This window comes from Dyella psychrodurans (genome assembly GCF_003363265.1).
Classification (GTDB): Bacteria; Pseudomonadota; Gammaproteobacteria; order Xanthomonadales; family Rhodanobacteraceae; genus Dyella_B; species Dyella_B psychrodurans.
Genome location: NZ_QRBF01000005.1, coordinates 161272 through 182933, shown reverse-complemented (window position 1 = coordinate 182933; position 21662 = coordinate 161272). Strand labels below are relative to the sequence as shown.

Below are 21662 nucleotides of genomic sequence, written 5' to 3'. Positions count from 1 at the left end.
GGCCGGGCCTGTGGCACTGCAGCTTGCTCAATGCTGATTCGGGTTGCTGCTGTGGGCGGGCGGTGCGCTGACGTGTGGCCTGGGCGCGTTTTGCGGGTGCGCCTCAGACTCGGGGCGAGCAAACTCCGGGCGCGCGTACTGCTGTGGCGTAGGCACATTGCGGTACGGCTGGTACGACGGGTCAGGCGCCATCTGACGTTGCGGGGGCACGTATTCGTGCGAGCGCTCCGCCGCCTCGAACCGCTGTTGTTCGATTTGCTGCTGAGGCTGTTGGTACGACTGCGATTGGAAGTGCGGTGCTTGTTGCACCTGCTGGATCTGCTGTGCCGCCTCGAAATGCGGCACCTGGGGAAGCACGGCCGGACGCGGATTCACTTGCGTTTGAACCGGCGCGGCGGGACCGGCCACACGTGGCTGCTCAGCGACGTCGGGATGATTGGCCAGGCTGGAACGAGCGCCAAGCACGACCACATTGGAAGTGGATTGACCGGCTCGGAACGATGCGCCGGCGTTGACCGACGGCGAAGGTTTGCCCACCGCAACCACTTGGCGGTTGAATCCTGCCGCCGGCAAGGGACGCGCATCGACCAGTCGAGCCTGGGCGAAGCTGGCCGGCGTGGGTCGCTGCAACGCGGCCGGTGCGATCGCGGATGCGGTGGCGATCTGTTGCGGATTCATCGCAACCCGATTGTGCTGCACGTTCTGCGCACTCGCGAAGGCTTGGGCCGAGACCGCCGTGAAGGCGTGCGGTGCATCGCGATTGGCGTACGTCACGCCCGTCACGGGACGACCGGCTTGATAGAGCGCGTACTGGCTGCGGATGTTGTTGATCAACGCACCTTGGTTATAGCCGCGGCCGAGCGCGATGTTGCTGGTGTTGATGTTGGTGTAGTAGTTCCGCGAGGCGCGATACCACGGGTTGTAGACCTCATGCGGCCCAAGCGGGAACCAGCCGACAGGGCCGCCCCGGCCGACGCCGGCGAAAGCGACCAGCGCAGGTGCATAGATGGGGCGCACATGCCGCGGGCCCGGCATCCATCCCCATCTGCCGTGAAGGTAGGCCCAGCGGCCATAGTGATACGGCGCAAAGCCCCACGGCAGGTTGTCCACCCAGGTCCAGCCCCAGGGCGAGATCCATGCCCAGTAGCCGAAGGCGTAGGGCGCCCAGCCAGCGGCGACATTGCCCGGATACCACACGGCACCGTAATCCTCGTCGTTTTGCCAGGTGCCGTATTGATTCAGATCCTGCGCGCCGACCATCTCGTCCGACACGTACTGGGCGCTGGTGATATTGCTTCCGTACTGCGCGTCCCGATTGGCGCACCATGCGTCGAAGGCATCGCCGCCGCCGGCGACGTCGGTGATGGCGACATTGTTCAGGGTGGAATCGGCGAACTGGTAGCTGCGCCCGCTGTAGATATCGCGTTGTGCCTGGTTTTCGCCGAAGACGACGGCGTTGCCGTTGAATACGGTGACGGTGGTATAGGCGCCATTCGGGCCCACATCCAGGCGCACGGTGCCGGGTTGATCCATCACCAGGGCGAGCGTCGGCGTATCGACTTCGTAGCTCGAACCCTGGGCGAGGATGCGCACGGTGAGGTTGAGCGTGCCCTGGGTCAGTTCGAATTGGCCGATCTGGTCGTTGAGGTTGAGTACGCCGATGTCGCTCTGCCCGTTGATGCGCAGCGAGGCGCCGTCGAGTTCGAGTTCGGCGCGCGCGTCCGGTCCGCTGGAGAGTTTGTCGCCGTTGGTCAGCGGTCGATTGACGTCGGCCGCGCTCCAGCTGGTGCTGCCCGCAGGCATCAGGCCCAGGTCGCCGGACGCATAGGAAAGCCGCGCCACGCGCGTTGGCGGGTCGCCGGCATCACCCTGGCCGTCGTCCGACTGGGCCCAGGCAAGACCGGTGGTGCACACAAGGAGGAGGGCGGCGAGCAAGACGTGCAAACCGCGGGACATCGACACTAAAGAACTTAACGCACGCATGGGTTTCTCCGTGCAGTGGTGCGCGAGGCGGTCGCGCTCCCGTATTCGTCCGTGTATATGGGGATGTTGCAGACGAATTATGAGCTTTGGCTTAGGGAGTGAGTGCCTGTTGCCGGGCGTTTAGTTTGGGCGGTTCAGGCTGCCGCTATCTCCAGTTCATACGACGCTGTCCTGGCCGAAAAGAGCCGATTCGTCCTCAGGATTCCAAAAGCACCAGCCGCCAGTTACCATCGCCGGGCATTGCGGGTGTAGCTCAATGGTAGAGCTGTAGCTTCCCAAGCTACTGACGAGGGTTCGATTCCCTTCACCCGCTCCACTTCCCGATAGTGGGAAATGGACGTGCAGTAAATTTCATCCGGCTCCCCACCGAGACATTCCAAACCCGACAGCGTGAGCTGACATGGCGAACGTGATTACCCTCGGATGGCGGGAGCGGCTGGCATTGCCCCAGTTCGGCATCGCTTCGCTCAAGGTCAAGCTCGACACCGGTGCCCGCAGCAGCTCCCTGCATGTGGACGAGCTGGAAGCGTTTGCGCGCGATGGTGCGACCTGGTTGCGTTTCACGGTCGGCCTGGGGCGACGTTCCGCGCGCCATGTGCATTGCGAAGCGCCGGCCTGCGACCGGCGTGTGGTGGTGGATACCGGCGGCGGCCGCAGCGAACGCTGGTTCATCCGCACCGATGTGATGCTGGCGGGCGAACGTTTCGAGGTTGACATGAATCTGACTGATCGCCGCCACATGCTGTTCCCTATGCTGTTGGGACGTACTGCCCTGATGGGGCGTTTTGCCGTCGATCCATCCCTCTCCTATACCCTTCCACGCCACGCGCACACGACGATGGACAACCCATGAAAATCGCCATCCTCTCGCGCAACGCGCGGCTCTATTCGACGCAGCGCCTGGTGGAAGTGGCACGCGAGCGCGGCCACGTGGTGCGCGTACTCGATCCGCTGCGCTGCTATGTGCGCATTGCGCCGGGCTCGGTGGAAATTCGCTACAAGGGCAAGGCGCTGCACGATTTCGATGCGGCGATTCCGCGCATCGGTACATCGAGCACGTTTTACGGTACGGCGGTACTGCGGCAGCTCGAGATGATGGGTGTGTACACGCCCAATTCGTCCGACGCCGTGCTGCGCGCGCGCGACAAGTTGCGCTGTCTGCAGATCCTGGCCGCAAAAGGCTTGGATATGCCGGTGACCGTATTCGGTGACAACCCGGACGACACCACCGACGTGCTGGAGATGCTCGGCGATCCGCCGCATGTCATCAAGCTCAACGAAGGCAGCCAGGGCACGGGCGTGGTGCTGGCGGAAAAGCGCAGCGCCTCGCAAAGCGTGGTGGAAGCGTTCCGTGGCCTTTACGCCAACTTCCTGGTGCAGGAGTTCATCGCCGAAGCCAAGGGCAGCGACCTGCGCTGTTTCGTCGTCGGCGGGCAGGTGGTCGCCGCGATGCAGCGCGAGGCGGTTCCGGGCGAGTTTCGCGCCAACCTGCATCGTGGCGGCACGGCGGTGGCTGCCAAACTGACGGCGGCCGAAAAGCGTATTTCGGTCAACGCCGCCCAAGCCCTGGGGTTGGGCATCGCGGGCGTCGACCTGCTTCGTTCCAATCGCGGCCCCCTGGTGCTGGAAGTCAACGCTTCGCCCGGGCTGGAGGGCATCGAGGCGGCGTCGGGTGTCAACGTATCTGAGAAAATCATCCGTCACCTTGAGCAGAATGCAGGCAAATCCGCGCGTTAACCACGCAGTGAGTGCGCGTTAACTGCCACGTAACCGCCCCCCTCCTATAAAGGCTCCACTGTTTGTTTGCTCGCCACTTCAATCGCAAGGTCCGGTGACAGCAGACGACGGTATCGGGGCAGTAGCTTCAGCCCGGATGCGGCGACACACGGTCGCGGTGTCCGGGCTTTTTCTTTGTCTAACCGAAAGTCGCCAGCTCTTGTTCAGTATTTCGCTTAACATTTGGCGCCCTCACTCGTTAAGCTTGAGCCTCCGCCGGCCTGTGCGCCGGTTGCGTATCGGAGAGACGCATGCGCGTTCTGGTGATTGAAGACAACAGCGATATCGCGACCAATATTGGCGACTATCTGGAAGATCGCGGCCATGTCGTGGATTTCGCGGGAGATGGCGTCACTGGCCTGCATCTGGCCGTCGTCCACGACTTCGACGTCATCGTGCTCGATCTGACGTTGCCCGGCATGGATGGCCTGGACGTCGCACGCAAACTGCGCCACGAGGCGCACAAGCAGACGCCGGTGCTGATGCTGACCGCCCGCGACGCCCTGGAACAGAAGCTCACCGGCTTCGAATCCGGCGCCGACGACTACATGACCAAGCCCTTCGCCCTGCAGGAACTGGCTGCGCGCCTGGAAGTACTGGCGCGTCGCGGCAAGGGACCACAGAGCCGCGTGCTCAAGGTGGCCGACCTTACCTACAACCTGGATACGCTCACGGTCACGCGCGAAGGGAAGTCGATCCAGCTCAATCCGATCGGCCTGAAGTTGCTGCAGGCGCTGATGGAAGCGAGTCCTTCAGTGGTGACGCGCCAGGATCTCGAGCAAAAAGTGTGGGGCGAAGAACTGCCCGACAGCGACAGTCTGCGCGTGCACATCCACGGTCTGCGCGCCGCGATCGACAAGCCGTTCGAGAAGGCGTTGATCCACACCAGACACGGCATCGGTTACCGCATGGTCGATCCGGATGCAGTCCAGGCGTAAGCTGCGATTTCGCTTAATCGTATCCTTCGCGCTGTTTGGCTTCGGACTCAGCGCGTTGTTTGCTGTTGCTTCGTTGTATGTGCGCGCGAAGGTCGAGAACCAGCTGGTCAATGCGAGCCTGCAGAGCGACATCAACCAGGCCATTGAGAGCAAGCACGCCAATCCCGAGCAGCCGTATCAATCGCAGCTGATGGAAGCGTGGTTCTGGAGCGACCGCACCATCTACAAGGCGCGCCTCGATTGGCAAAACCTGGGCAATGGCGTGTACGACATGCAGGATGTCGAAAAGAACGGCGATCTCAGGCGCTACAAACTCGCCGTTGCACGCAAGTACGGCCTGGTGGGTTTCCTCACCTACGACATCAGCCGCGAGGATCTTGGCAAGCGCCAGCTGATCACGTCGCTGGTGGCGTCGGTGGTGCTGTTCAGCCTGCTGTCGCTGGCCATCGGCCTGTGGCTGTCGCGCAAGGTGCTCAAGCCTGTGACCGAGCTGGCGCGACGCCTGCGCGATTTCCGCAAGGTCGGGCGCGCCGAGCCGCTGGCGGCGCATTTTGCCGACGACGAAGTCGGCGAACTGGCGCAGGCGCTGGACGAATATGCCGAGCGACTGACCGCCATCGTCGAACGCGATCGCGAATTCAACTCCGATGTGAGCCACGAATTGCGCACGCCCTTGGCGGTGATTTCCAGCACCACCGAATTGCTGCAAGGTTCGCCGGATCTGACCGACAAGTTGCGCGAACGCCTCAAGCGTATCGAACGCGCCTCGCGCCAGGCAACCGAGCTGATCGAAGCTTTGTTATTGCTGTCGCGCGCGGAACGTCGTGGCCCTACGCGTGGCGAAACCACCGAAGTCGCCAAGGTTGCTTCCGATGTAATCGAAAGCCAGCGCCCGCAATTGCGCGATAAACCTGTGGAGGTGGAGCTGGTCGAAAAGCAATCGATCAGCGTGAACGCACCCGCATCGGTACTGTCCGTGGCTCTGACTAACCTAATCGGCAATGCGATCAAGTACACACTGGAAGGCTGCGTTACTGTGCGGGTGGAAAAAGGCCGCATCGACGTGATCGACACTGGTCCGGGAATCAAGCCGGAAGATGCGGAGCGACTGTTTCAGCGCGGCGTACGTGGAGAGGGTGCAGGTGGCAGCGGCGCAGGATTGGGATTGGCGATCGTGCGTCGTCTATGCGAACTCTACGGATGGAACGTGTCAATGCGTCCTCGAACTGACACCAACGGTGCAATAGCTAGTATCGTATTTGAACGTGAAGATCGTTAGATGGCAGGCCAAAAAGTTAACGAAATAACAAAAATTCTGTTTTTTACTCGAGGCTCTAGATGAGAAAACACCAAACAGCTTTTAACCGTTTGGTGTTTTTCTCTGAAAAATATCTCAAATATCTACGTCGTAATAAATAGGGCAGTCAGGCAGGGGACCTTGTTGTTGAGATCTCAGGTCTGGGCAGTTATCCGATGGTTGTACTGTCTGAGAAAAATGAGAAAGGTGTTGTACTGGGCTATTCATTTTTTCTGTGGTCGCGAACGAAGCAGTTGTGATCACTAAGCTTGTTACGCAAACCGTCCAAACAATTGACTTTTTCATTGGCTGTCCTTGTTATGAGTCTATTGCGAGCACATTTCGTAATGGCCAAATGACTTGGCTGTACTGTTATATGCGTCTAATAGACATTGTGTAATCGGACAATGCTGAAGTTATTGTAAGTAGTGCGGCAGGTCGGTGGCGTAGACCGCGTTGACTCAGGATAACCCAACATCAGTTTGCCAGATTTGTTGAGTTACGCTGTGCTAACCCAGCCCGCAACGCTGGAGCGATGATGTGCTATTGCGTATGGGCAGAGGCAGTGCTCAGCACTCGATCACGTTAACGGCGAGACCGCCGCGCGAGGTTTCCTTGTACTTGTCCTTCATGTCGCGACCGGTGTCGCGCATGGTCTTGATGACTTTGTCGAGCGACACGCGATGCTTGCCGTCGCTCTTGAGCGCCATGCGGCTGGCGTTGATCGCTTTGACCGAACCCATCGCATTGCGTTCGATGCAGGGAATCTGCACCAGGCCGCCGATCGGATCGCAGGTGAGGCCCAGGTTGTGTTCCATGCCGATCTCGGCCGCGTTTTCGATTTGCGGCACCGTGCCGCCCAGTGCCGCTGTCAGACCACCCGCAGCCATGGAGCACGCGACGCCGACTTCGCCCTGGCAGCCTACTTCGGCGCCGGAAATCGAGGCGTTTTCCTTGTAGAGAATGCCGATGGCGGCGGCCGTGAGCAGAAAATCGATCACGCCGTTTTCGTCGGACTTCGGACAGAAGCGGTGGTAGTAGTGCAGCACGGCAGGCACGATGCCGGCTGCTCCGTTGGTGGGCGCGGTCACCACGCGGCCACCGGCGGCGTTTTCTTCGTTGACCGCCAGCGCGTAGAGGTTCACCCAGTCGAGAATGGTGAGCGGGTCTTTGAGCGATGCCTCAGGCTGGTTGCGAAGCTCGGCAGCCATCGCCGGTGCGCGACGCGCCACCTTGAGGCCGCCCGGCAAGATGCCCGGCGAGCGCAGTCCGCGTTCCACGCAACCCTGCATGGCCTTCCATAGGGTGAGCAGTCCGAAGCGAATGTCCGCTTCGCTGCGCCACACTTTTTCGTTTTCCATCATCAGCTGCGCGATGGTCAGCCCGTGTTCGTGGCACAGCGCGAGCAGTTGCTCTCCCGTTGCGAACGGATAGGGTTGCTCGGTGGTGTCGGCTACGATGCGGTCTTCCGCCGCTTCGTCGTGATTGACCACGAAGCCGCCACCGACGGAGTAATAGTCGCGCGTGGCCAGCTCGTTGCCATCGGCGTCATAGGCGGAGAAGCGCATGCCGTTGGTGTGGAACGGCAGTTTCTGGCGCTTGTTGAAAACCAGGTCGCGCTTCTCTTCGAAGTCGATTTCGTGCTTGCCAAGAACGCGAATGCGTTTCGTGGTGCGCACGCGCTTGAGAATTTCCGGGATGTGGTCCGGGTCGACGGTATCGGGGTGCTCGCCTTCGAAGCCGAGCAGCACGGCTTTGTCCGTGCCATGTCCACGCCCGGTCATCGCCAGCGAACCGTAGAGTTCGGCGCGCACGCGCGTGACGCGATCTAGCACGCCTTTTTCTTCCAGCCAACGCTCCGAAAAACGTGCTGCGGCGCGCATCGGGCCGACGGTATGGGAGGAAGACGGGCCAATGCCGATCTTGAAGATGTCGAAAGCGCTGACGGCCATGGGTCTACTGCGATGACGGGGGTGAACTGGCTATTCTACGCGCGAGTCCTTTCCGCGGCAGTCTATTCGCATACGTATGGCTGAATTCGTGCTCTATCAACGGGATTATTGTCACCTGTGCGACCAGGCCCTGGCCGTGCTGGCCGAGGCGCGTGCGCCGGATTTCGACAGCGTATGGGTGGACGACAGCCGGGAACTGGAAGACCGCTACGGTACACGGGTACCTGTGCTGCGCGATCTGCGCAATGGGCGTGAGCTGGATTGGCCGTTTGATGCGGTGACGGTGGCGCTCTGGATCAACCTTGACTCCCTCTCCGCATAGGGAAGAGGGAGCCAAGTTACGGCTTCTGCTATTTCGCAGCGAGTACCAAATGCGCCGTGACCTTCACATCGGCGCCGATCACGGATGTATCGGCGTACTGACCGCCGCCCACACCGAAATCCAATCGCTTCACGGTGCCGGTTACATCCAGCGTCGCACCGCTGCCTTGCGGCTTGAACGTGACGGTGAGGCTCACCGGCTTGGTGACACCGCGTAGAGTCAGGTTGCCATCGGCGATCACCTGGCCACCTTGTTGACGGAATCCCGTCGTCACGAAGTGTCCCTGCGGGTACTTCGCAACGTTGAAGAAATCAGAACCCGGCAAGGCGCTGTCGCGATCGTTGTCACCCGTTTTCGCGCTGGCCAGATCCACCGTCACATCGAACTTCGACGTGGCAAGCTTGGCTTGGTCGTAACTGATGGCAGCAGTCCATTTGTCGAAATGGCCATCGAAGCCGCTGCCCTGAAAACTGCTGCTGAAGCCGAGCGTGCTACCCGCCGGCTGCACGGTGTAATCGGCTGCATGGCTGATGCACGGCAGGGCGATGGCAAGCAGGCAGGCGAGCGCGCGTTGATTCAAACGGAAGTTCATGGGGATTCTCCTTGAGGGGACTTGCTCGTATGCACGCGACCGAACGGCAGCATGCGTCGCAACACGTTGTCCTTGTCGAAAAAATGATGCTTCAGCGCGGCGCCGACGTGACCAATCAGCACCAACAGCAAGAGATAGAAAAGATATTCGTGAATCTCGTGTGCGGTATGCGAGAGATCTTCGTTCTTGGCGGCAAGCGCAGGCAGGTTGAAAAGCTTGAACCACTGCAGCGGATAGCCGTGCAGCGAGTTGTACCACCAGCCGCTCAACGGCAGGGCCAGGATGAAACCGTACAGCAGAACATGCGTGATGTGCGCGACAACGCGTTGCCACATGGGGGCTGGTTCATCCGGCGGTGCGCGATCGAACAAACGCCAGGCAAGGCGCAGGAAGAACAGCGCCAGAATCGTCAGCCCGATCGACTTGTGCAGGGCATAGACGCCGATCTTGGTCATCGACGGCGACATGTCCGTCATCAGCAATCCCCACACGCCGTTGACGAGGATTCCCAGCGCCACCAGCCAGTGGAACCCTTTCGCGATAGATCCCCACTGATGGTTTTCGCTACGCAGACTCATGGATGCTCCTTGTTGTCGTTCGATGTCTGACTATCGCGGACTCCTTCCAGTTCCAGCCAGATCGCTACATCGTGACCGATGGCATTGGGGAATTCCGTGATGCCGAAGGCGGTGCGGTCGAGCGAGGCCGTGGCGGAGAACCCGGCGATCGTGTGCAGGCCGTAGATGGTCTTGCCGATGCGATTGACCCGGAAGGGAATGTCGATCGGCTGATTCACGCCGTGCAGGGTGAGTACGCCGTGCAGGATGCCGTGCGTGGCGTCCTTGCGTTCCACCGAGGTGCTGGCGAAGTGCGCCGTCGGAAACGCTTTGCAATCGAGCAATGACGGCTTGCAGACCGCCTTGTTCCATTCGGCATCGCCCATGTCCAGGCTGGTCATGTCGATATCCAGTTCGGTGCTCGAACGGGACCAGTCGTCAGGATCGAAGTGAAGTTGACCCTGGGCGACGTGCAATCGGCCCAACGGACGCGAAAAACCATCGTGGTCGATGCTGAAAACGATCTGGCTGTGCACCGGGTCGTAGCGATAGCTGTCGGCAGCCGCTTGCGCGGCGCATGGCGCCAGCACACAGCCGAAACATAACGTCAGGAGGCGGTAAGGGAGCCTGCGATTCATGGCGGGAGTCTGGCCGAAACGGTGCATGGCTTCCAGCGTGCGAGCGGGAACGGATTGTTGCCGTATCCGCGACGCCGGGCCCAAACCGATGGGACATGCGCTCGACCCACGGATTTGGCATGATCGGTGGCTAGCGCGGAGCGTTTAGGGAATGTTCCGTCCGGCGTGCCTGAGGGGGCCACAGTGGCGGTTTTCTTGTTGGGCATGGCCTTCCTGCTGGGTGCGTCCATAACGGATGTACCGCCCGGGGCGGCTGTTTCATCCACCCGTGTTCCGCCGGGCACGGTGCATGCTCCGGATGCCGCGCCACTGCCTACCCCGCAATTCCGCCGTTATGGCATGGACGACGGCCTGCCCAGCAGCAGCGTCTACGCCGTGGCGCAGGACCATAGCGGTGCCATGTGGTTTGGCACTCGCGGCGGCCTTGCTCGTTTCGATGGCGTGCACTTCGAGGTTTTTCGTCACGTCGAAGGCGATCCCGATTCGCTCTACAGCAATGGCATTTCGACGCTAATCGTCGATCGGCTGGGAAATGTCTGGGCCGGCGGTCTCGATGCCGGCCTCAATCGTTACGACATGACGACCGGCAAGTTCACGCATTGGGCGCACGATCCGGCCGATCCGCACAGCCTGACCAGCGACCGCGTATGGGTGGTCGCGCAGACACCCGACGGATCGATATGGGTGGGCACCGGCGCCGGCCTCGACCGCATGCTGCCCGACGGCCACAGTTTCGAACACGTCGTCAATCCCTTGCTCGGTCTGCACCCGGAAGACCTTGGTGCGGTGGCTGCACTTTACGTGGACCCGAAGGGGCGACTATGGGTCGGCTCGGATCTGGGCGTGTTCCGGCGCGAGTCAGACGGGCGTTTCATACGCATCAAGCCCGCCGATCCGACGTTGAGCATGGATGCGTGGCGCATCGACGGAAATGGCGATGAAGTGCGTCTCGCCACGGGACATGGCTTGCTGGCGGTAGGGGCCGACGATCTGGCGCGGCGCTTCGGTTCGCCTTCCATTCCCGACGATACCAATGTGATGACCAGCACCCGCGACGCCGCGGGACATCTCTGGATCGGCACGCAGCGCGGCATGTATCTGCAAGCGCGTCGCGACGGTCCCATCACCGAGGTGATCGATCAGCCTCTGCTTTATGGCGATCTGCCCGGCAGCTGGATCTGGCAGACGCTGTCCGATCGCGAGGGTGGCTTGTGGGTGGCGCTGCTCGACGGCGGCGTGGGTTATCTCGCGCCGGGTTGGAACAGCTTCAGCCGCTTCACGCACATTCCCGATGATCCGAACAGCCTTCGCGACTCCGTGGCTAAAACCATGGCACGCGGGCGCGACGGGCGGCATGTGTGGATCGGCGAGCGCGAAGGAAGGATCGATCGCCTGGATCCGATCACCGGCAATGTCGAGCACGTCATCAGCGGTTTGCACGGCGACGTCAACAGCATGACCGAGGACTATCGCCAACGCCTCTGGATTGCCGTGCAAGGCGCCCTGTTCCGCTACGACTATGTGCATGACCACCTCGATCAGGTCGATCCGAAGGGCAGCGTGCTCAAGCGTCCGCTCGAAGTGGAGCCGGGCCCCGACGGCAAGATGTATGCGCGCACATTCGGCGACGGTATCGTTCGTATCGATCCGGAAACGCTGGACGTGTCGGTGGTGCCGATGGACAAGCCCAGCGACAAAGTGATGTTGGGCAGCCAGATGATGCTTTACAAAGGCAACTTCTGGTACGCCAGCGATGGCGGCCTGATGCGCATGGATCAAGCCACGGGACGCTTCGTGACCGTGCCGGGCGCACCCGTCGGCGAATCGGTCGATGCGTTCGACTTCGATCGTGCCGGCATCTGGCTCGCCACTCCCAACGGCCTGTTTCACTACCGCCCGCAAGGACAGGGCCTGGTGATGGATCGCATGGTCGATGCCGCAAAAGGCTGGCCGTCGTTGAACGTGGTCGATATCGATGTCGATTGCTGGGGGCGCGTGTGGGTCTTCAGTCGCGATGGTTTGTGGCGCTTCGATCCCGGCGATGGTTCATTTCATCAGATCGGTTTGCAGAACGGTTTGGCGAACGGCGAGTTTTCGCGCGGCTACGCGCTGCTGCCCAGCGGCTATCTGTATGCCGCGACCGTGGGCGGCGTGGCGGGTTTCAATCCCGACAAGGTGGATGCGAAGCCGATACTGCCGACGCTGGCGATCACACAGATCTCGGTGCGGCGCAACGGCGCCGTGCGCAGTCTGCCACTGTCATCGCAGCCGCTGGAAATCAGTTGGCGCGATAGCCAATTGCACATCCAGGCGCGTGTGTTTTCCTACATCGATCCCTGGGCCAATCAATATCGCTTCCGTCTCAATGGCTTCGATGCGGATTGGGTGGATCGCGACAATCACGGCGAGCGTGAATTCACTGGCTTGGGCAGCGGCGACTACACGCTCGACATCATGGCGCACGGCGCGGATGGTGGATGGGTCTATTTGACTGCGCCCTTGCGCATCCACGTGCAATCGCCGCCATGGCTGCGCTGGTGGGCGTGGCTGATCTACGCCGGTCTGGTCGCCGGCCTGGCCTTTTTGCTGTTGCTGGCGTGGCGCCGTCGCCTTGCCCATCAGTATCGCATGCAGATGGCGGAGCAGCGGCACCAGATCGCCGAGCAGGCCAGTGCGGCAAAGAGTCAGTTCCTGGCCACGCTCAGTCATGAGATCCGCACGCCGATGACGGGCGTGATGGGCATGGCCGAGTTGTTGCTGAGCACGCCATTGAACGACGTACAGCGCGAATACGCCGAGTCGATGCAGCGTGCGAGCAACGTGCTGCTCAAGCTGCTGAACGATGCGCTGGATCTTGCGCGTATCGAGGCAGGCAAGCTGGTGCTGGAGTCGGCGCCCTTCGACGTGCGCTCCGTGGTGCAGGATGTGGAGCGCTTGCAGAGGAGCGCAGCCAAGATCAAGGGACTCGCACTCGGCGTGCAGATCGACGCCGACGTACCGGCGTCGCTGGTCGGCGATGCGCAACGCATCAGGCAGGTGTTGTTCAATCTCGTCAATAACGCCGTGAAATTTACCGAGCACGGCAGCATCGGCATCCACCTGGGTTGGCTCGACGGTTACCTGTGGCTGGACGTGAGCGACACGGGGCCCGGCATTTCGGAGTCCAGTCGTGCCCGCCTGTTCCGTCGCTTCGAACAGGATGAAGGTCCGCAACGCAGCATCGGCAGCGGCCTCGGATTGGCCATCTGCAACGAACTGGTCAGCCTGATGGGCGGCAGCATCGCCCTGGCGTCGACGGTGGGCGAGGGCAGCACCTTCCGCGTACGGCTGCCGTTGCAGGTCTCCCGCGAAGACATTCAGGCGCGGCAGGAGAAAGTGGTGGCATGCCATAGCCGATCGCTGGATGTGTTGCTGGTCGAGAGCGACGTCACTATCACCAACGCCATTCGCGGCATGCTCGAGCATCAGGGGCATCGCGTACGTTGCGCGACGCACGGACTCAATGCGCTGGCGGAGCTGGCGCAGGATCCGAGCGACGTGGTGCTGCTGGATCTGGATCTGCCGGGCATCGACGGATTCCAGGTCGCGCAGCTGATTCGCCAGGGCGAAGGCGCGGGCGAACATGTGCCGATCGTCGCCATCACCACACGCACGCGCGCGGAAGAAGTCGAGCGCGGTCGCCAGGTGGGTATCGACGGATTCCTGCGCAAACCGTTGACGGGTGTGCAGCTTGCGTCCGCGCTTACTGCTGCGTTGTCGTCGCGATCGGAGACGAATCCGGCATGAAGATCATGAACAGGCTCTTACATGTCGAACTTGTTTACTTCAAACCCGAGCCGCTGATATTCGCGCCAGCGCAGGCGTGAACCGTCGCGTTCCGCAGGATCGGCGGCTACGACTTCCAGCACGCGATCGCCATAACTCTGCGGGCATTGTTCGCGCAGATTGATGATCAATGGACGGGCGGGCGATTCCACGCCCGGCGGCGCGATGAGCACGGCGGTGTGTTCGTCGTCGTCATCGCCGGCGAGTTGATGCGGAATGAAGACGTCTTCGTCGAAGGACCATAGCAATTCGTCCAGCGCCTCGGCCTGCGAGAAGTCGCGGGTAAGAACGAGCGTGGGTTGCTGCGCGGCGTAAGCCTTGCGCGCGAGTTCGCACACCAGCAGCAGCGGTTGCTCGCTGAAGCGCGGTTTGGCAATGAGGTAGAAATCGGCGCGCGGCATGAGGTCCGTGTCTTGATGCCCCGTCATTCCCGATCAAAAGGGAATGACGGGACGATGTATCAGCCGGCGCGATCGATCAGCCACTGTGCCAGCAGCGGCACGGGACGACCGGTGGCGAGACCCTTGCGGCCTTCATCCCATGCCGTGCCGGCGATATCCAGATGCGCCCAGCGCTGGCCTTCGGTAAAGCGCGAGAGGAAACAGCCCGCTGTGATCGCGCCGGCATTCTTGCCGCCGATGTTGGCGACGTCGGCGAAACCGGATTCGAGCTGGACCTGATAGTCGTCCCACAACGGCAGGCGCCAGGCGCGATCGAGCGCATGCTCGCCGGCGCTGAGCAGTTCTTCGGCGAGGTCGTCGTGCTTGCTCATCAGGCCGCTGGCGTGTTTGCCGAGTGCAATCACGCACGCACCGGTCAGCGTGGCGGCGTCGATCAGCGTCTTGGGCTGGAATGTCTGTGCGGTGTAGGTGAGCGCATCGCACAGAATCAGGCGGCCTTCGGCATCGGTGTTGAGTACTTCGATGGTGATGCCGGAAAGGCTGGTGAGCACGTCGCTGGGACGATAGCTGTCGCCATCGGGCATGTTCTCGACCGCGGGTACCACGCAGACGAGGTTGAGCTTGAGGCCCATCTTCACCGCGGACACGAACGCGCCCAGCACGCCGGCCGCGCCGCCCATGTCGAACTTCATCTCTTCCATGCCCGGACCGGGCTTGAGGCTGATGCCGCCGGTGTCGAAGGTGATGCCCTTGCCGACGAAGGCGTACGGCTTTTCGTCATCCGCGCCGCCTTTGTATTCGAGCACGATCAGCTTGGGCTTGTTGGCCGAACCCCGGCCCACGGCCAGCAGCGAGCCGAAACCGAGCCGGGCCATTTCTTCGTGATCGAGAATCTTGCAGCTGACGTTCGCCTGGCCTTCGGCAAACTTCTCTGCCTGCTCGGCGATGTAGGCCGGGTTGCAGATATTGGGTGGAAGATTGGCCAATTCGCGCGCAAAGCGCACGCCTTCGGCAATCGCGGCTGCCTGATCGAGACCGGCCTGCGCGTGATCCGTACCCGCGAAGACGATGTTGCCCAGTTCCGGCTGCGCGCTCTTTTCGCGCGGCTTGAACGTGGCCGTGTAGCGATACGCGGCGTGATCGGCGGCCAATGCCGCGGTGCGCACGCGCCAGGTGGCGTCACGACCGGGCACATCGACTTCGGCGAGGAACGACACGGCCGCGTCGATCGGCAGGCGGCCGAGCGCACGGACTGCTTCGGCATTCACTTTCTGGAAGCGGGCGGCGTCGAAGGTCTTCTGCGTGCCCAGGCCGATCACCAGCACGCGCTTGGCCTTCACACCCTCGGGCGCGAACAACAACGTCGTGCTGCCAGCCTTGCCGCTGATGTCCCCGCTTTCCACCTGGCGCTTGATCGCTCCGCCCGCGGCGCTGTCCACGCGAGCCGCCGCGCTGGTCAGCAGGCCGTTTTCATAGACGCCGACCAGCACGCAAGGTGTTTCGACGGATTCGGGGGCAGCGGAGCCCAGGCTGAATTGAAGCGTCATCGTCAAGTTCCTACGGGAGACCGGCGTGCATCGAACCGGCTAGACTTAGGGTTTGCCTCCCCAAGGTCGGAGGGGCATGGAACCCACGATTCTATCGCATGCTGAGCATCCTAGACCGATACTTCCTGCGCGAGTTGGGCCAGACTGTTGGCGCCACGGTCATCGTGCTGTTGGTGATCATGGCCGGCACGTCCTTTGCCCACGTGCTGGAACAGGTGGCCAAGGGAAGCTTTCCGGCCAGTGTCATGTTCCAGGTGCTGGGCCTCAACATGGTGGACACCCTGTCCAGCATGTTGCCGCTGGCAGGGTTCCTGGGCGTGCTGCAGACCTTCGGGCGCATGTACCGTGAAAGCGAAATGCATGTGCTGTCGTCGTCGGGCATGGGCATGGCCGGGCTGCTGCGCCCCATGTCGATCGTGGCGGTGGTGATGATCGTCGCGGTCAGCCTGGTGTCGATGTGGCTCGGGCCGCTGGCGTCGCGCACTTCGGACAGCATGGTGGCGGTGGCCAATCGTTCGATCATCGCGGCAGGCCTGGATGCGGGCCGCTTCACGGAATTGCCGGGCAAGGGCGGCATCATCCTTGTCGACTATCTGAGCCGCGACGGCCAGGAACTGGGCAACACCTTCATCGCCGCCGAGCGCACCAATCACGATGGCAGCCTGGTGATGAAGATGGCGACCGGCAAGCACGGGCACCTGTATTCCAACAGCGATTCGAGCAATCGCTATCTCGCGCTGTTCCAGGGATGGCAGTACGAGATTCCGCTGGGCGCCGACAACTGGCGCAGCATGAAATACGAGCGCAACGACAGCGCCTTGTCGGCGATCCAGTCCGACGACGCCCAGGATCCGATCCATAACTTGAGCATGATCGACCTGATCAAAAACGACACGCCCGACGGACGTGCCGAATTGGCATGGCGCACGCTGGTACCGATGATGACGCTGGCGCTGCTGATGCTGGCGATGCCGTTGTCGCGGCAGACCCCGCGCGAGCCGCGCTATGGACGCATGTTGATCGCGGTGCTCGGTTTCTTCGTGTACTACAACCTGCTGGCCCTGTGCCGAGGTCAGCTCGCCAAGGGCCATTGGCATCACGCGTGGCCGATGTGGCTGCTCAGCTTCCTGCTGTTCGCCCTTGCAGCCGCGGCATTCCGTAACCATTACATCGCGCGCAAGCCGCGCAAGGCGAGCGCCTGATGGCGAGGTTGCGAATCAAGCGGGTGGATTGGCTGATCGGCGTGACCGTGCTCGGTTCGATGGTGCTGGTGTGGCTGGTGCTGATCGGGTTGGACGCGATGATCCAGTTCGTGCGCCAGCTCGGATACATCGGTCGCAACGGCTACACGCTCAGCAATGCGATTTTCTACATCGTGGTGACGATTCCGCGCCGCATGTACGAGATGTTCAGCTTCGCGGCGCTGATCGGCGGCTTGCTGGGCCTTGGCGGTCTGGCATCCACCGGCGAACTCACGGCTTTGCGCGCATCGGGCATGTCGCGCCTGCGCATCGCGGTGTCGGCAGTGGGCGTGGTGGCGGTGCTGGTCGTCGGCGTGGTGGTGATGGGCGAAACCGTCGGTCCGTGGGGCGACCAGCAAGCGCAGGCCCTGCAGTTGCGCCTGCGTTCGGGCGGCAACCTGGGTCTGACCAGCACCGGCCTGTGGGCACGCGATGGCGACCGCATCATCAACGCCAAGGACAAGGCGCTGCGCAACGCGGGCGATCATTCGTATGTGCAGTTGATCGACGTGCGGGTGTTTACGCTCACGCCCGACGGGCAGCAGTTGAGCCGTTTCGATGAAGCCAACACGGCCGAACAAGTTGGCAAGCAATGGGTGCTGAACAAGGTTCGCACCACGACGTTGGACGAGAGCGGCGTTCACAGCCAGACCTCGCCCAGCGAACGCTGGGATTCCAAGCTCGATCCCGAAGTGTTGCAACAATCGCTGGTGCAGCCGCAATACCTCGCCATGCGCGATTTGCAGCACATCATCGATTACAAGAAGAAAAACGGCGAAAACACCAGGCCGTACGAAACCCCGTTCTGGGGACGCGTGATGTACCCGCTAAACGTGCTGGTACTGGTGCTGTGCGCGATGCCGTTCGCCTTCGGTGCCTTGCGCTCCGGTGGCCTGGGCAAGCGCATCTTCATGGGCATGCTGCTGGCGATCAGCTGGTATTTCGTGCAGAAGGCGATCGTGAGTTTCGGCACGGTTTACGGCATTCCTCCGCTGCTCGCGAATGTGCTGCCGGCGATGTTGCTGGTGTTCATAGGCTGGTTCTACTTCCGCAAGAACGCCTGAGACGGCCGAGGCCATGTCGCCCGGCTTGCCGCGCTACGTTCTCGACACGAATGTGTGCCTGGATGCGTTCGTCTTCGACGACCCGCAGTGCGCGTCGCTGCTCATGGCGGCGCGTATCGGCGAGATCGAGTTGGTGACGCGCGACGATTGCCGCGCCGAATGGCTGGCCGTGCTGACCTATCCCCAGCTCAAGTTGAGTCAGGAGCGACGCGCACAGGCCGTGCAAGCTTTCGATACTTGCGTCCGCTGTTTGTGTCCGTCGGATATGACCGTGCATGGTGATGCCGTGCTGCCTCGTTGCAGCGACCGCGACGACCAGAAATTCCTGGAGCTGGCACACCAATCGGGCGCGGTGGCGTTGCTGACGCGTGACGACGCCTTGTTGCGCCTCGCCCGCCGCACTAAGCGAGAGGGGCTGTTTGCCATCCTGCCGCCCGCGTTATGGCGAGAGGTCGAAAGCGGCCTGGGATGACTTGCCGATTGCCGGCGTGACCGGCAAAGTGATGCATTCCTTCGTAAAGGTTGAGGTGTGATATGGACTGGGTCGATCTGCGCAGTGATACGGTGACGCGGCCGACACCGGCCATGCGCGCCGCGATGCTGGACGCCGATGTCGGCGACGACGTCTACGGCGAAGATCCCACCGTCAATGCGCTTCAGCAACGCCTGGCAAACGATCTCGGCTTCGAGGCAGGTCTGTTTGTGCCATCGGGTACGCAGTCGAATCTGCTGGCTTTGATGTCGCACTGCGAGCGCGGCGACGAATACATCGTCGGTGCCGACGCGCACACGTACAAATTCGAAGGCGGTGGCGCGGCCGTGCTCGGTTCGATCCAGCCGCAGCCGATCGCGCACGATGCCGATGGTTCGTTGCCGTTGGACAAGGTGGCCGCGGCGATCAAGCCGATCGACCCGCATTTTGCACGCACTCGCCTATTGGCGTTGGAGAATACGTGGCACGGTCGTGTGTTGCCGGCGGACTATCTGCGCGCCGCGCATCACTTCGCGCGCGAACGTGGACTTGCGCTGCATCTGGATGGCGCGCGGCTTTACAACGCCGCCGTAGCCAGCGGCGTGCCGGCGAGAGATATCGCGCGGCATTTCGACAGCGTGTCGGTGTGCCTGTCGAAAGGTTTGGGCGCGCCCGTCGGGTCCGTGCTGGTGGGTTCCGCCGCGCTGATCGAGAAGGCGCGGCGTTGGCGCAAAGTCACCGGTGGCGGTTGGCGTCAGGCTGGCATGCTCGCTGCGGCCTGCATGTACGCGCTGGATCATCACGTGGCGCGTCTGGCGGACGATCACGCACGCGCGGCGCGTCTGGCGGATGGCCTGCGCGAGATTCCGGGCATCACCTTGCTTGGGTTGCACACCAACATGGTGTTCGTCGATGTGCCGGCCGATCGCCTGCGCGAACTCGATGCGCATCTGCGCGCTGCATCGGTACGCATCAGCATCGGTTATCTGCCGACGCTGCGGCTGGTGACGCATCTGGATGTCGATGATGCCGGTGTGGCGCGCGTCATCGAGGCGTTCAAGACGTTCTTCGCGGCTTGAAGTTCGAACCCTCTCCCCTCTGGGGAGAGGGAGCCGCGCTCCGTGAGATTTGAAATCAGGCGCGCTTCGAAACCAGCGCCAGGTCCGAGCGCCGAATGAAATCCTTCACCTGCGGATACACCACTTCGCGCCAGCGACGTCCGCTGAAGATGCCGTAGTGCCCCGCGCCCTGGATCACGCGGTGCGCACGGCGTCCCGATGGAATGCCGGTGCACAGATCGTGCGCGGCTTCCGTCTGGCCGATGCCGGAGATGTCGTCCAGCTCGCCTTCGATGGTAAGCAGGCTGGTGCGCTTGATCGCCGAAGGGTCCACGCGCTCGCCCGACACTTCCCACAGACCGCGCGGCAGCAGGAATTGCTGGAACACGGTGCTGATGGTGTCGAGGTAATACTCCGCCGGCATGTCCAGCACGGCGTTGTATTCGTCGTAGAACTTGCGGTGCGTTTGCGCGTCGTCCAGATCGCCGCGCAGCAGGTTGAGATAGAAATCCCAGTGCGAATTCAGGTGGCGACCGGGGTTCATCGCAATGAAGCCGGCATGCTGCAGAAAGCCCGGATATACCTCGCGGCCATGTCCCGGATAGTTCGTCGGCACGGTGTGGATCACGTTGCCCTTGAACCAGCTCAGCGGCTGCGTCATGGCAAGGTTGTTGACCTGCGTTGGGCTACGGCGCGGATCGATGGGACCGCCCATCATCGTCATGCTGCGCGGCGTGGCTTCGCCGCGCGCAGCCATCAGCGAAATCGCCGCCAGCACGGGCACGGTCGGCTGGCACACCGAGATCACATGCAGCGATTCGGCGCCGATGTGGCGGATGAATTGCTCGATGGTCGCCACGTAGTCGTCCAGATGGAACGGACCCGCCGCCGCCGGCACCATGCGCGCGTCGATCCAGTCGGTGATATAGACCTTGTGATCGAGCAGAAGCGTACGCACGGTATCGCGCAGCAGCGTGGAGTGATGGCCCGACAGCGGCGCCACCACCAGCACGACCGGCTCGGTCTTCATCTTCTCGATGGTTTCCGGATCGTCGCTGAAACGCTTGAAGCGGCGAAGCTGGCAGAAAGGCGTTTCCAGATCGATGCGCTCGACGATCGCAATCTGGTTGCCCTGCGCATTGGTGATGCTGTGGATATCGAACGACGGCTTTTCGTAGTCCTTGCCGAGCCGGTGGATCAGCTCATAGCCCGCGGCCATGCGCTGCGCGCCCGGCACGCTGGCGAAGGGACTGCTGGGGTCTGTGAGCAGACGAGCGCTGGCTTCGGCGTAGTGACTCAGGGGGCCGAGGAAGGCGCGTTGCCATTCGTGTAGCTGATAAAGCATAAGAACGTGACCGCCAGTTCAAAGCTGCATGATAACTCGATACGCAGCGTAATGCTGCAATGCGTCAGGAATTTGACCCCTTGTAGATCAATGGCTTGCGGATTCGTTGTCGTCTTTTTGAAATATGACGAGCCCGCGGCCCCGATTTTCCTATCCGATTCGGCGGATTTCGGTGCGGGCTGCCAGGTCGTGTACGGCGCGGCGACGCGGATCGAGCAACGCCACGGCGAACCAGATACTCCAAGCCACCGCCAAGGCCGAGAGCGCCATGCGCAGACCGAGGGCCGGCGCCAGCAACAGCAGCAGCAAGGGCAGGGCGGCTGCGATGACGCGCACGAAAGTCTGTGCCAGCGATGGCTGCAATCCATTGCGAGTAGTCACCCGGATGCGCCACGGCCGCATGCCCAGCGTCTGCCCGCCGCGACGCCAGGACACGATGAAATACGCAGCAACGACCAGGGCCTGCAAAGGCTGGTACCACCACGCGATATGGATCTTGCCGCTCGTGGCGATCAATTGGCCCTGTGTCGCCAATTGGCAAAGCAGGCCCACCACCATCACGATGGCGATGACCGCGACGACGTCGTAAATCAATGCCATCAATCGGCGCCAAAGCGGGCAGGCAGCATCGGTGGTGTGGGCTTGTGTCATCGG

General features: G+C 62.0%; 19 protein-coding genes and 1 tRNA gene. 11 read left to right on the top strand and 9 right to left on the bottom strand.

Annotation, left to right across the window (positions count from 1 at the left end; translation table 11 throughout):
• Nucleotides 1-27 precede the first annotated feature (27 nt).
• Entirely contained in the window at nt 28-1983 is a 1956-nt protein-coding gene (locus DWU99_RS14065) for a DUF6600 domain-containing protein (RefSeq protein WP_147292931.1), read from the bottom strand.
• A gap of 242 nt (nt 1984-2225) precedes the next feature.
• On the opposite strand from DWU99_RS14065, the gene DWU99_RS14060 reads away from it, so the two are divergent.
• The 5 genes from DWU99_RS14060 to DWU99_RS14040 all read left to right on the top strand — a co-directional run bounded on the left by DWU99_RS14060 (nt 2226) and on the right by DWU99_RS14040 (nt 5976).
• Nucleotides 2226-2299 (top strand) — tRNA-Gly (locus DWU99_RS14060).
• Between the two features lie 84 nt (nt 2300-2383).
• Entirely contained in the window at nt 2384-2836 is a 453-nt protein-coding gene (locus DWU99_RS14055; protein ID WP_115478700.1) for an ATP-dependent zinc protease family protein, read from the top strand.
• Nucleotides 2833-3720: a 30S ribosomal protein S6--L-glutamate ligase gene (gene rimK, locus DWU99_RS14050; protein ID WP_115478699.1), complete on the top strand. Its 888-nt coding sequence runs from the start codon at nt 2833-2835 to the stop codon at nt 3718-3720. Before DWU99_RS14055 ends, rimK begins: the two co-directional genes overlap by 4 nt.
• Nucleotides 3721-4010: 290 nt before the next feature.
• The gene (locus DWU99_RS14045; RefSeq protein ID WP_115478698.1) at nt 4011-4697 is read left to right on the top strand and encodes a response regulator transcription factor; all 687 of its coding nucleotides are present in this window, start codon (nt 4011-4013) and stop codon (nt 4695-4697) included.
• Nucleotides 4681-5976 carry a sensor histidine kinase gene (locus DWU99_RS14040; RefSeq protein ID WP_115478697.1) on the top strand — a complete coding sequence of 432 codons (1296 nt, stop codon included), beginning with the start codon at nt 4681-4683 and terminating at the stop codon, nt 5974-5976. The genes DWU99_RS14045 and DWU99_RS14040 overlap by 17 nt, the downstream gene beginning before the upstream one ends.
• A 587-nt stretch (nt 5977-6563) precedes the next feature.
• Here DWU99_RS14040 and DWU99_RS14035 read toward each other — a convergent pair.
• Nucleotides 6564-7946: an L-serine ammonia-lyase gene (locus tag DWU99_RS14035; RefSeq protein ID WP_115478696.1), complete on the bottom strand. Its 1383-nt coding sequence runs from the start codon at nt 7944-7946 to the stop codon at nt 6564-6566.
• A 76-nt stretch (nt 7947-8022) separates the two neighbouring features.
• Between DWU99_RS14035 and DWU99_RS14030 the strand changes: the two genes are divergently transcribed.
• Nucleotides 8023-8268, top strand: coding sequence for a glutaredoxin family protein (locus tag DWU99_RS14030; RefSeq protein WP_115478695.1), 246 nt, complete (start codon nt 8023-8025; stop codon nt 8266-8268).
• Nucleotides 8269-8296: 28 nt separating this feature from the next.
• Here DWU99_RS14030 and DWU99_RS14025 read toward each other — a convergent pair whose 3' ends face one another.
• From DWU99_RS14025 to DWU99_RS14015, 3 genes are read right to left on the bottom strand one after another with little or no spacing between them, the layout of a single operon-like run.
• Nucleotides 8297-8860, bottom strand: a complete 564-nt coding sequence (locus tag DWU99_RS14025; RefSeq protein WP_115478694.1) for a YceI family protein — start codon at nt 8858-8860, stop codon at nt 8297-8299.
• Nucleotides 8857-9438 (bottom strand): cytochrome b, encoded by a 582-nt coding sequence (locus DWU99_RS14020; RefSeq protein WP_115478693.1) that lies wholly within the window; start codon nt 9436-9438, stop codon nt 8857-8859. Before DWU99_RS14020 ends, DWU99_RS14025 begins: the two co-directional genes overlap by 4 nt.
• Entirely contained in the window at nt 9435-10055 is a 621-nt protein-coding gene (locus DWU99_RS14015) for a YceI family protein (protein WP_115478896.1), read from the bottom strand. Before DWU99_RS14015 ends, DWU99_RS14020 begins: the two co-directional genes overlap by 4 nt.
• A 183-nt stretch (nt 10056-10238) precedes the next feature.
• Here DWU99_RS14015 and DWU99_RS14010 point away from each other — a divergent pair, with 183 nt between their 5' ends.
• Nucleotides 10239-13841: a hybrid sensor histidine kinase/response regulator gene (locus DWU99_RS14010; protein ID WP_233511145.1), complete on the top strand. Its 3603-nt coding sequence runs from the start codon at nt 10239-10241 to the stop codon at nt 13839-13841.
• 17 nt (nt 13842-13858) lie between these two features.
• On the opposite strand, the gene DWU99_RS14005 is transcribed toward DWU99_RS14010, so the two are convergent.
• Together DWU99_RS14005 and DWU99_RS14000 are read right to left on the bottom strand one after the other, a co-directional pair.
• Nucleotides 13859-14281, bottom strand: a complete 423-nt coding sequence (locus DWU99_RS14005; protein WP_115478692.1) for a DNA polymerase III subunit chi — start codon at nt 14279-14281, stop codon at nt 13859-13861.
• Nucleotides 14282-14340: 59 nt separating this feature from the next.
• Nucleotides 14341-15828 (bottom strand): leucyl aminopeptidase, encoded by a 1488-nt coding sequence (locus tag DWU99_RS14000; protein ID WP_115478691.1) that lies wholly within the window; start codon nt 15826-15828, stop codon nt 14341-14343.
• Between the two features lie 98 nt (nt 15829-15926).
• On the opposite strand from DWU99_RS14000, the gene lptF reads away from it, so the two are divergent.
• From lptF to ltaE, 4 genes are all read left to right on the top strand, one after another.
• Nucleotides 15927-17030, top strand: coding sequence for an LPS export ABC transporter permease LptF (lptF, locus tag DWU99_RS13995; RefSeq protein ID WP_115478690.1), 1104 nt, complete (start codon nt 15927-15929; stop codon nt 17028-17030).
• On the top strand, nt 17030-18133 hold the full coding sequence (gene lptG, locus DWU99_RS13990; protein WP_115478689.1) for an LPS export ABC transporter permease LptG: 1104 nt from the start codon (nt 17030-17032) through the stop codon (nt 18131-18133). The genes lptF and lptG overlap by 1 nt, the downstream gene beginning before the upstream one ends.
• A gap of 13 nt (nt 18134-18146) precedes the next feature.
• Nucleotides 18147-18605, top strand: coding sequence for a putative toxin-antitoxin system toxin component, PIN family (locus DWU99_RS13985; RefSeq protein WP_115478688.1), 459 nt, complete (start codon nt 18147-18149; stop codon nt 18603-18605).
• 62 nt (nt 18606-18667) lie between these two features.
• Nucleotides 18668-19684 (top strand): low-specificity L-threonine aldolase, encoded by a 1017-nt coding sequence (gene ltaE / locus DWU99_RS13980; RefSeq protein WP_115478687.1) that lies wholly within the window; start codon nt 18668-18670, stop codon nt 19682-19684.
• A gap of 55 nt (nt 19685-19739) precedes the next feature.
• On the opposite strand, the gene DWU99_RS13975 is transcribed toward ltaE, so the two are convergent.
• Both DWU99_RS13975 and DWU99_RS13970 read right to left on the bottom strand, forming a co-directional pair.
• Entirely contained in the window at nt 19740-21008 is a 1269-nt protein-coding gene (locus DWU99_RS13975; RefSeq protein WP_115478686.1) for a polyhydroxyalkanoate depolymerase, read from the bottom strand.
• Between the two features lie 150 nt (nt 21009-21158).
• Entirely contained in the window at nt 21159-21659 is a 501-nt protein-coding gene (locus DWU99_RS13970; RefSeq protein ID WP_115478685.1) for an RDD family protein, read from the bottom strand.
• Nucleotides 21660-21662 lie beyond the last annotated feature (3 nt).

Coding starts and splice junctions, on each gene's coding strand:
- DWU99_RS14030 (WP_115478695.1), top strand. CDS start 8,023: ATGGCTGAATTCGTGCTCTATCAACGGGATTATTGTCACCTGTGCGAC.
- DWU99_RS14000 (WP_115478691.1), bottom strand. CDS start 15,828: ATGACGCTTCAATTCAGCCTGGGCTCCGCTGCCCCCGAATCCGTCGAA.
- DWU99_RS14045 (WP_115478698.1), top strand. CDS start 4,011: ATGCGCGTTCTGGTGATTGAAGACAACAGCGATATCGCGACCAATATT.
- DWU99_RS13975 (WP_115478686.1), bottom strand. CDS start 21,008: ATGCTTTATCAGCTACACGAATGGCAACGCGCCTTCCTCGGCCCCCTG.
- rimK (WP_115478699.1), top strand. CDS start 2,833: ATGAAAATCGCCATCCTCTCGCGCAACGCGCGGCTCTATTCGACGCAG.
- ltaE (WP_115478687.1), top strand. CDS start 18,668: ATGGACTGGGTCGATCTGCGCAGTGATACGGTGACGCGGCCGACACCG.
- DWU99_RS14005 (WP_115478692.1), bottom strand. CDS start 14,281: ATGCCGCGCGCCGATTTCTACCTCATTGCCAAACCGCGCTTCAGCGAG.
- DWU99_RS14040 (WP_115478697.1), top strand. CDS start 4,681: ATGCAGTCCAGGCGTAAGCTGCGATTTCGCTTAATCGTATCCTTCGCG.
- lptG (WP_115478689.1), top strand. CDS start 17,030: ATGGCGAGGTTGCGAATCAAGCGGGTGGATTGGCTGATCGGCGTGACC.
- lptF (WP_115478690.1), top strand. CDS start 15,927: ATGCTGAGCATCCTAGACCGATACTTCCTGCGCGAGTTGGGCCAGACT.
- DWU99_RS13985 (WP_115478688.1), top strand. CDS start 18,147: ATGTCGCCCGGCTTGCCGCGCTACGTTCTCGACACGAATGTGTGCCTG.
- DWU99_RS14020 (WP_115478693.1), bottom strand. CDS start 9,438: ATGAGTCTGCGTAGCGAAAACCATCAGTGGGGATCTATCGCGAAAGGG.
- DWU99_RS14025 (WP_115478694.1), bottom strand. CDS start 8,860: ATGAACTTCCGTTTGAATCAACGCGCGCTCGCCTGCCTGCTTGCCATC.
- DWU99_RS14065 (WP_147292931.1), bottom strand. CDS start 1,983: ATGCGTGCGTTAAGTTCTTTAGTGTCGATGTCCCGCGGTTTGCACGTC.
- DWU99_RS13970 (WP_115478685.1), bottom strand. CDS start 21,659: ATGACACAAGCCCACACCACCGATGCTGCCTGCCCGCTTTGGCGCCGA.
- DWU99_RS14055 (WP_115478700.1), top strand. CDS start 2,384: ATGGCGAACGTGATTACCCTCGGATGGCGGGAGCGGCTGGCATTGCCC.
- DWU99_RS14035 (WP_115478696.1), bottom strand. CDS start 7,946: ATGGCCGTCAGCGCTTTCGACATCTTCAAGATCGGCATTGGCCCGTCT.
- DWU99_RS14015 (WP_115478896.1), bottom strand. CDS start 10,055: ATGAATCGCAGGCTCCCTTACCGCCTCCTGACGTTATGTTTCGGCTGT.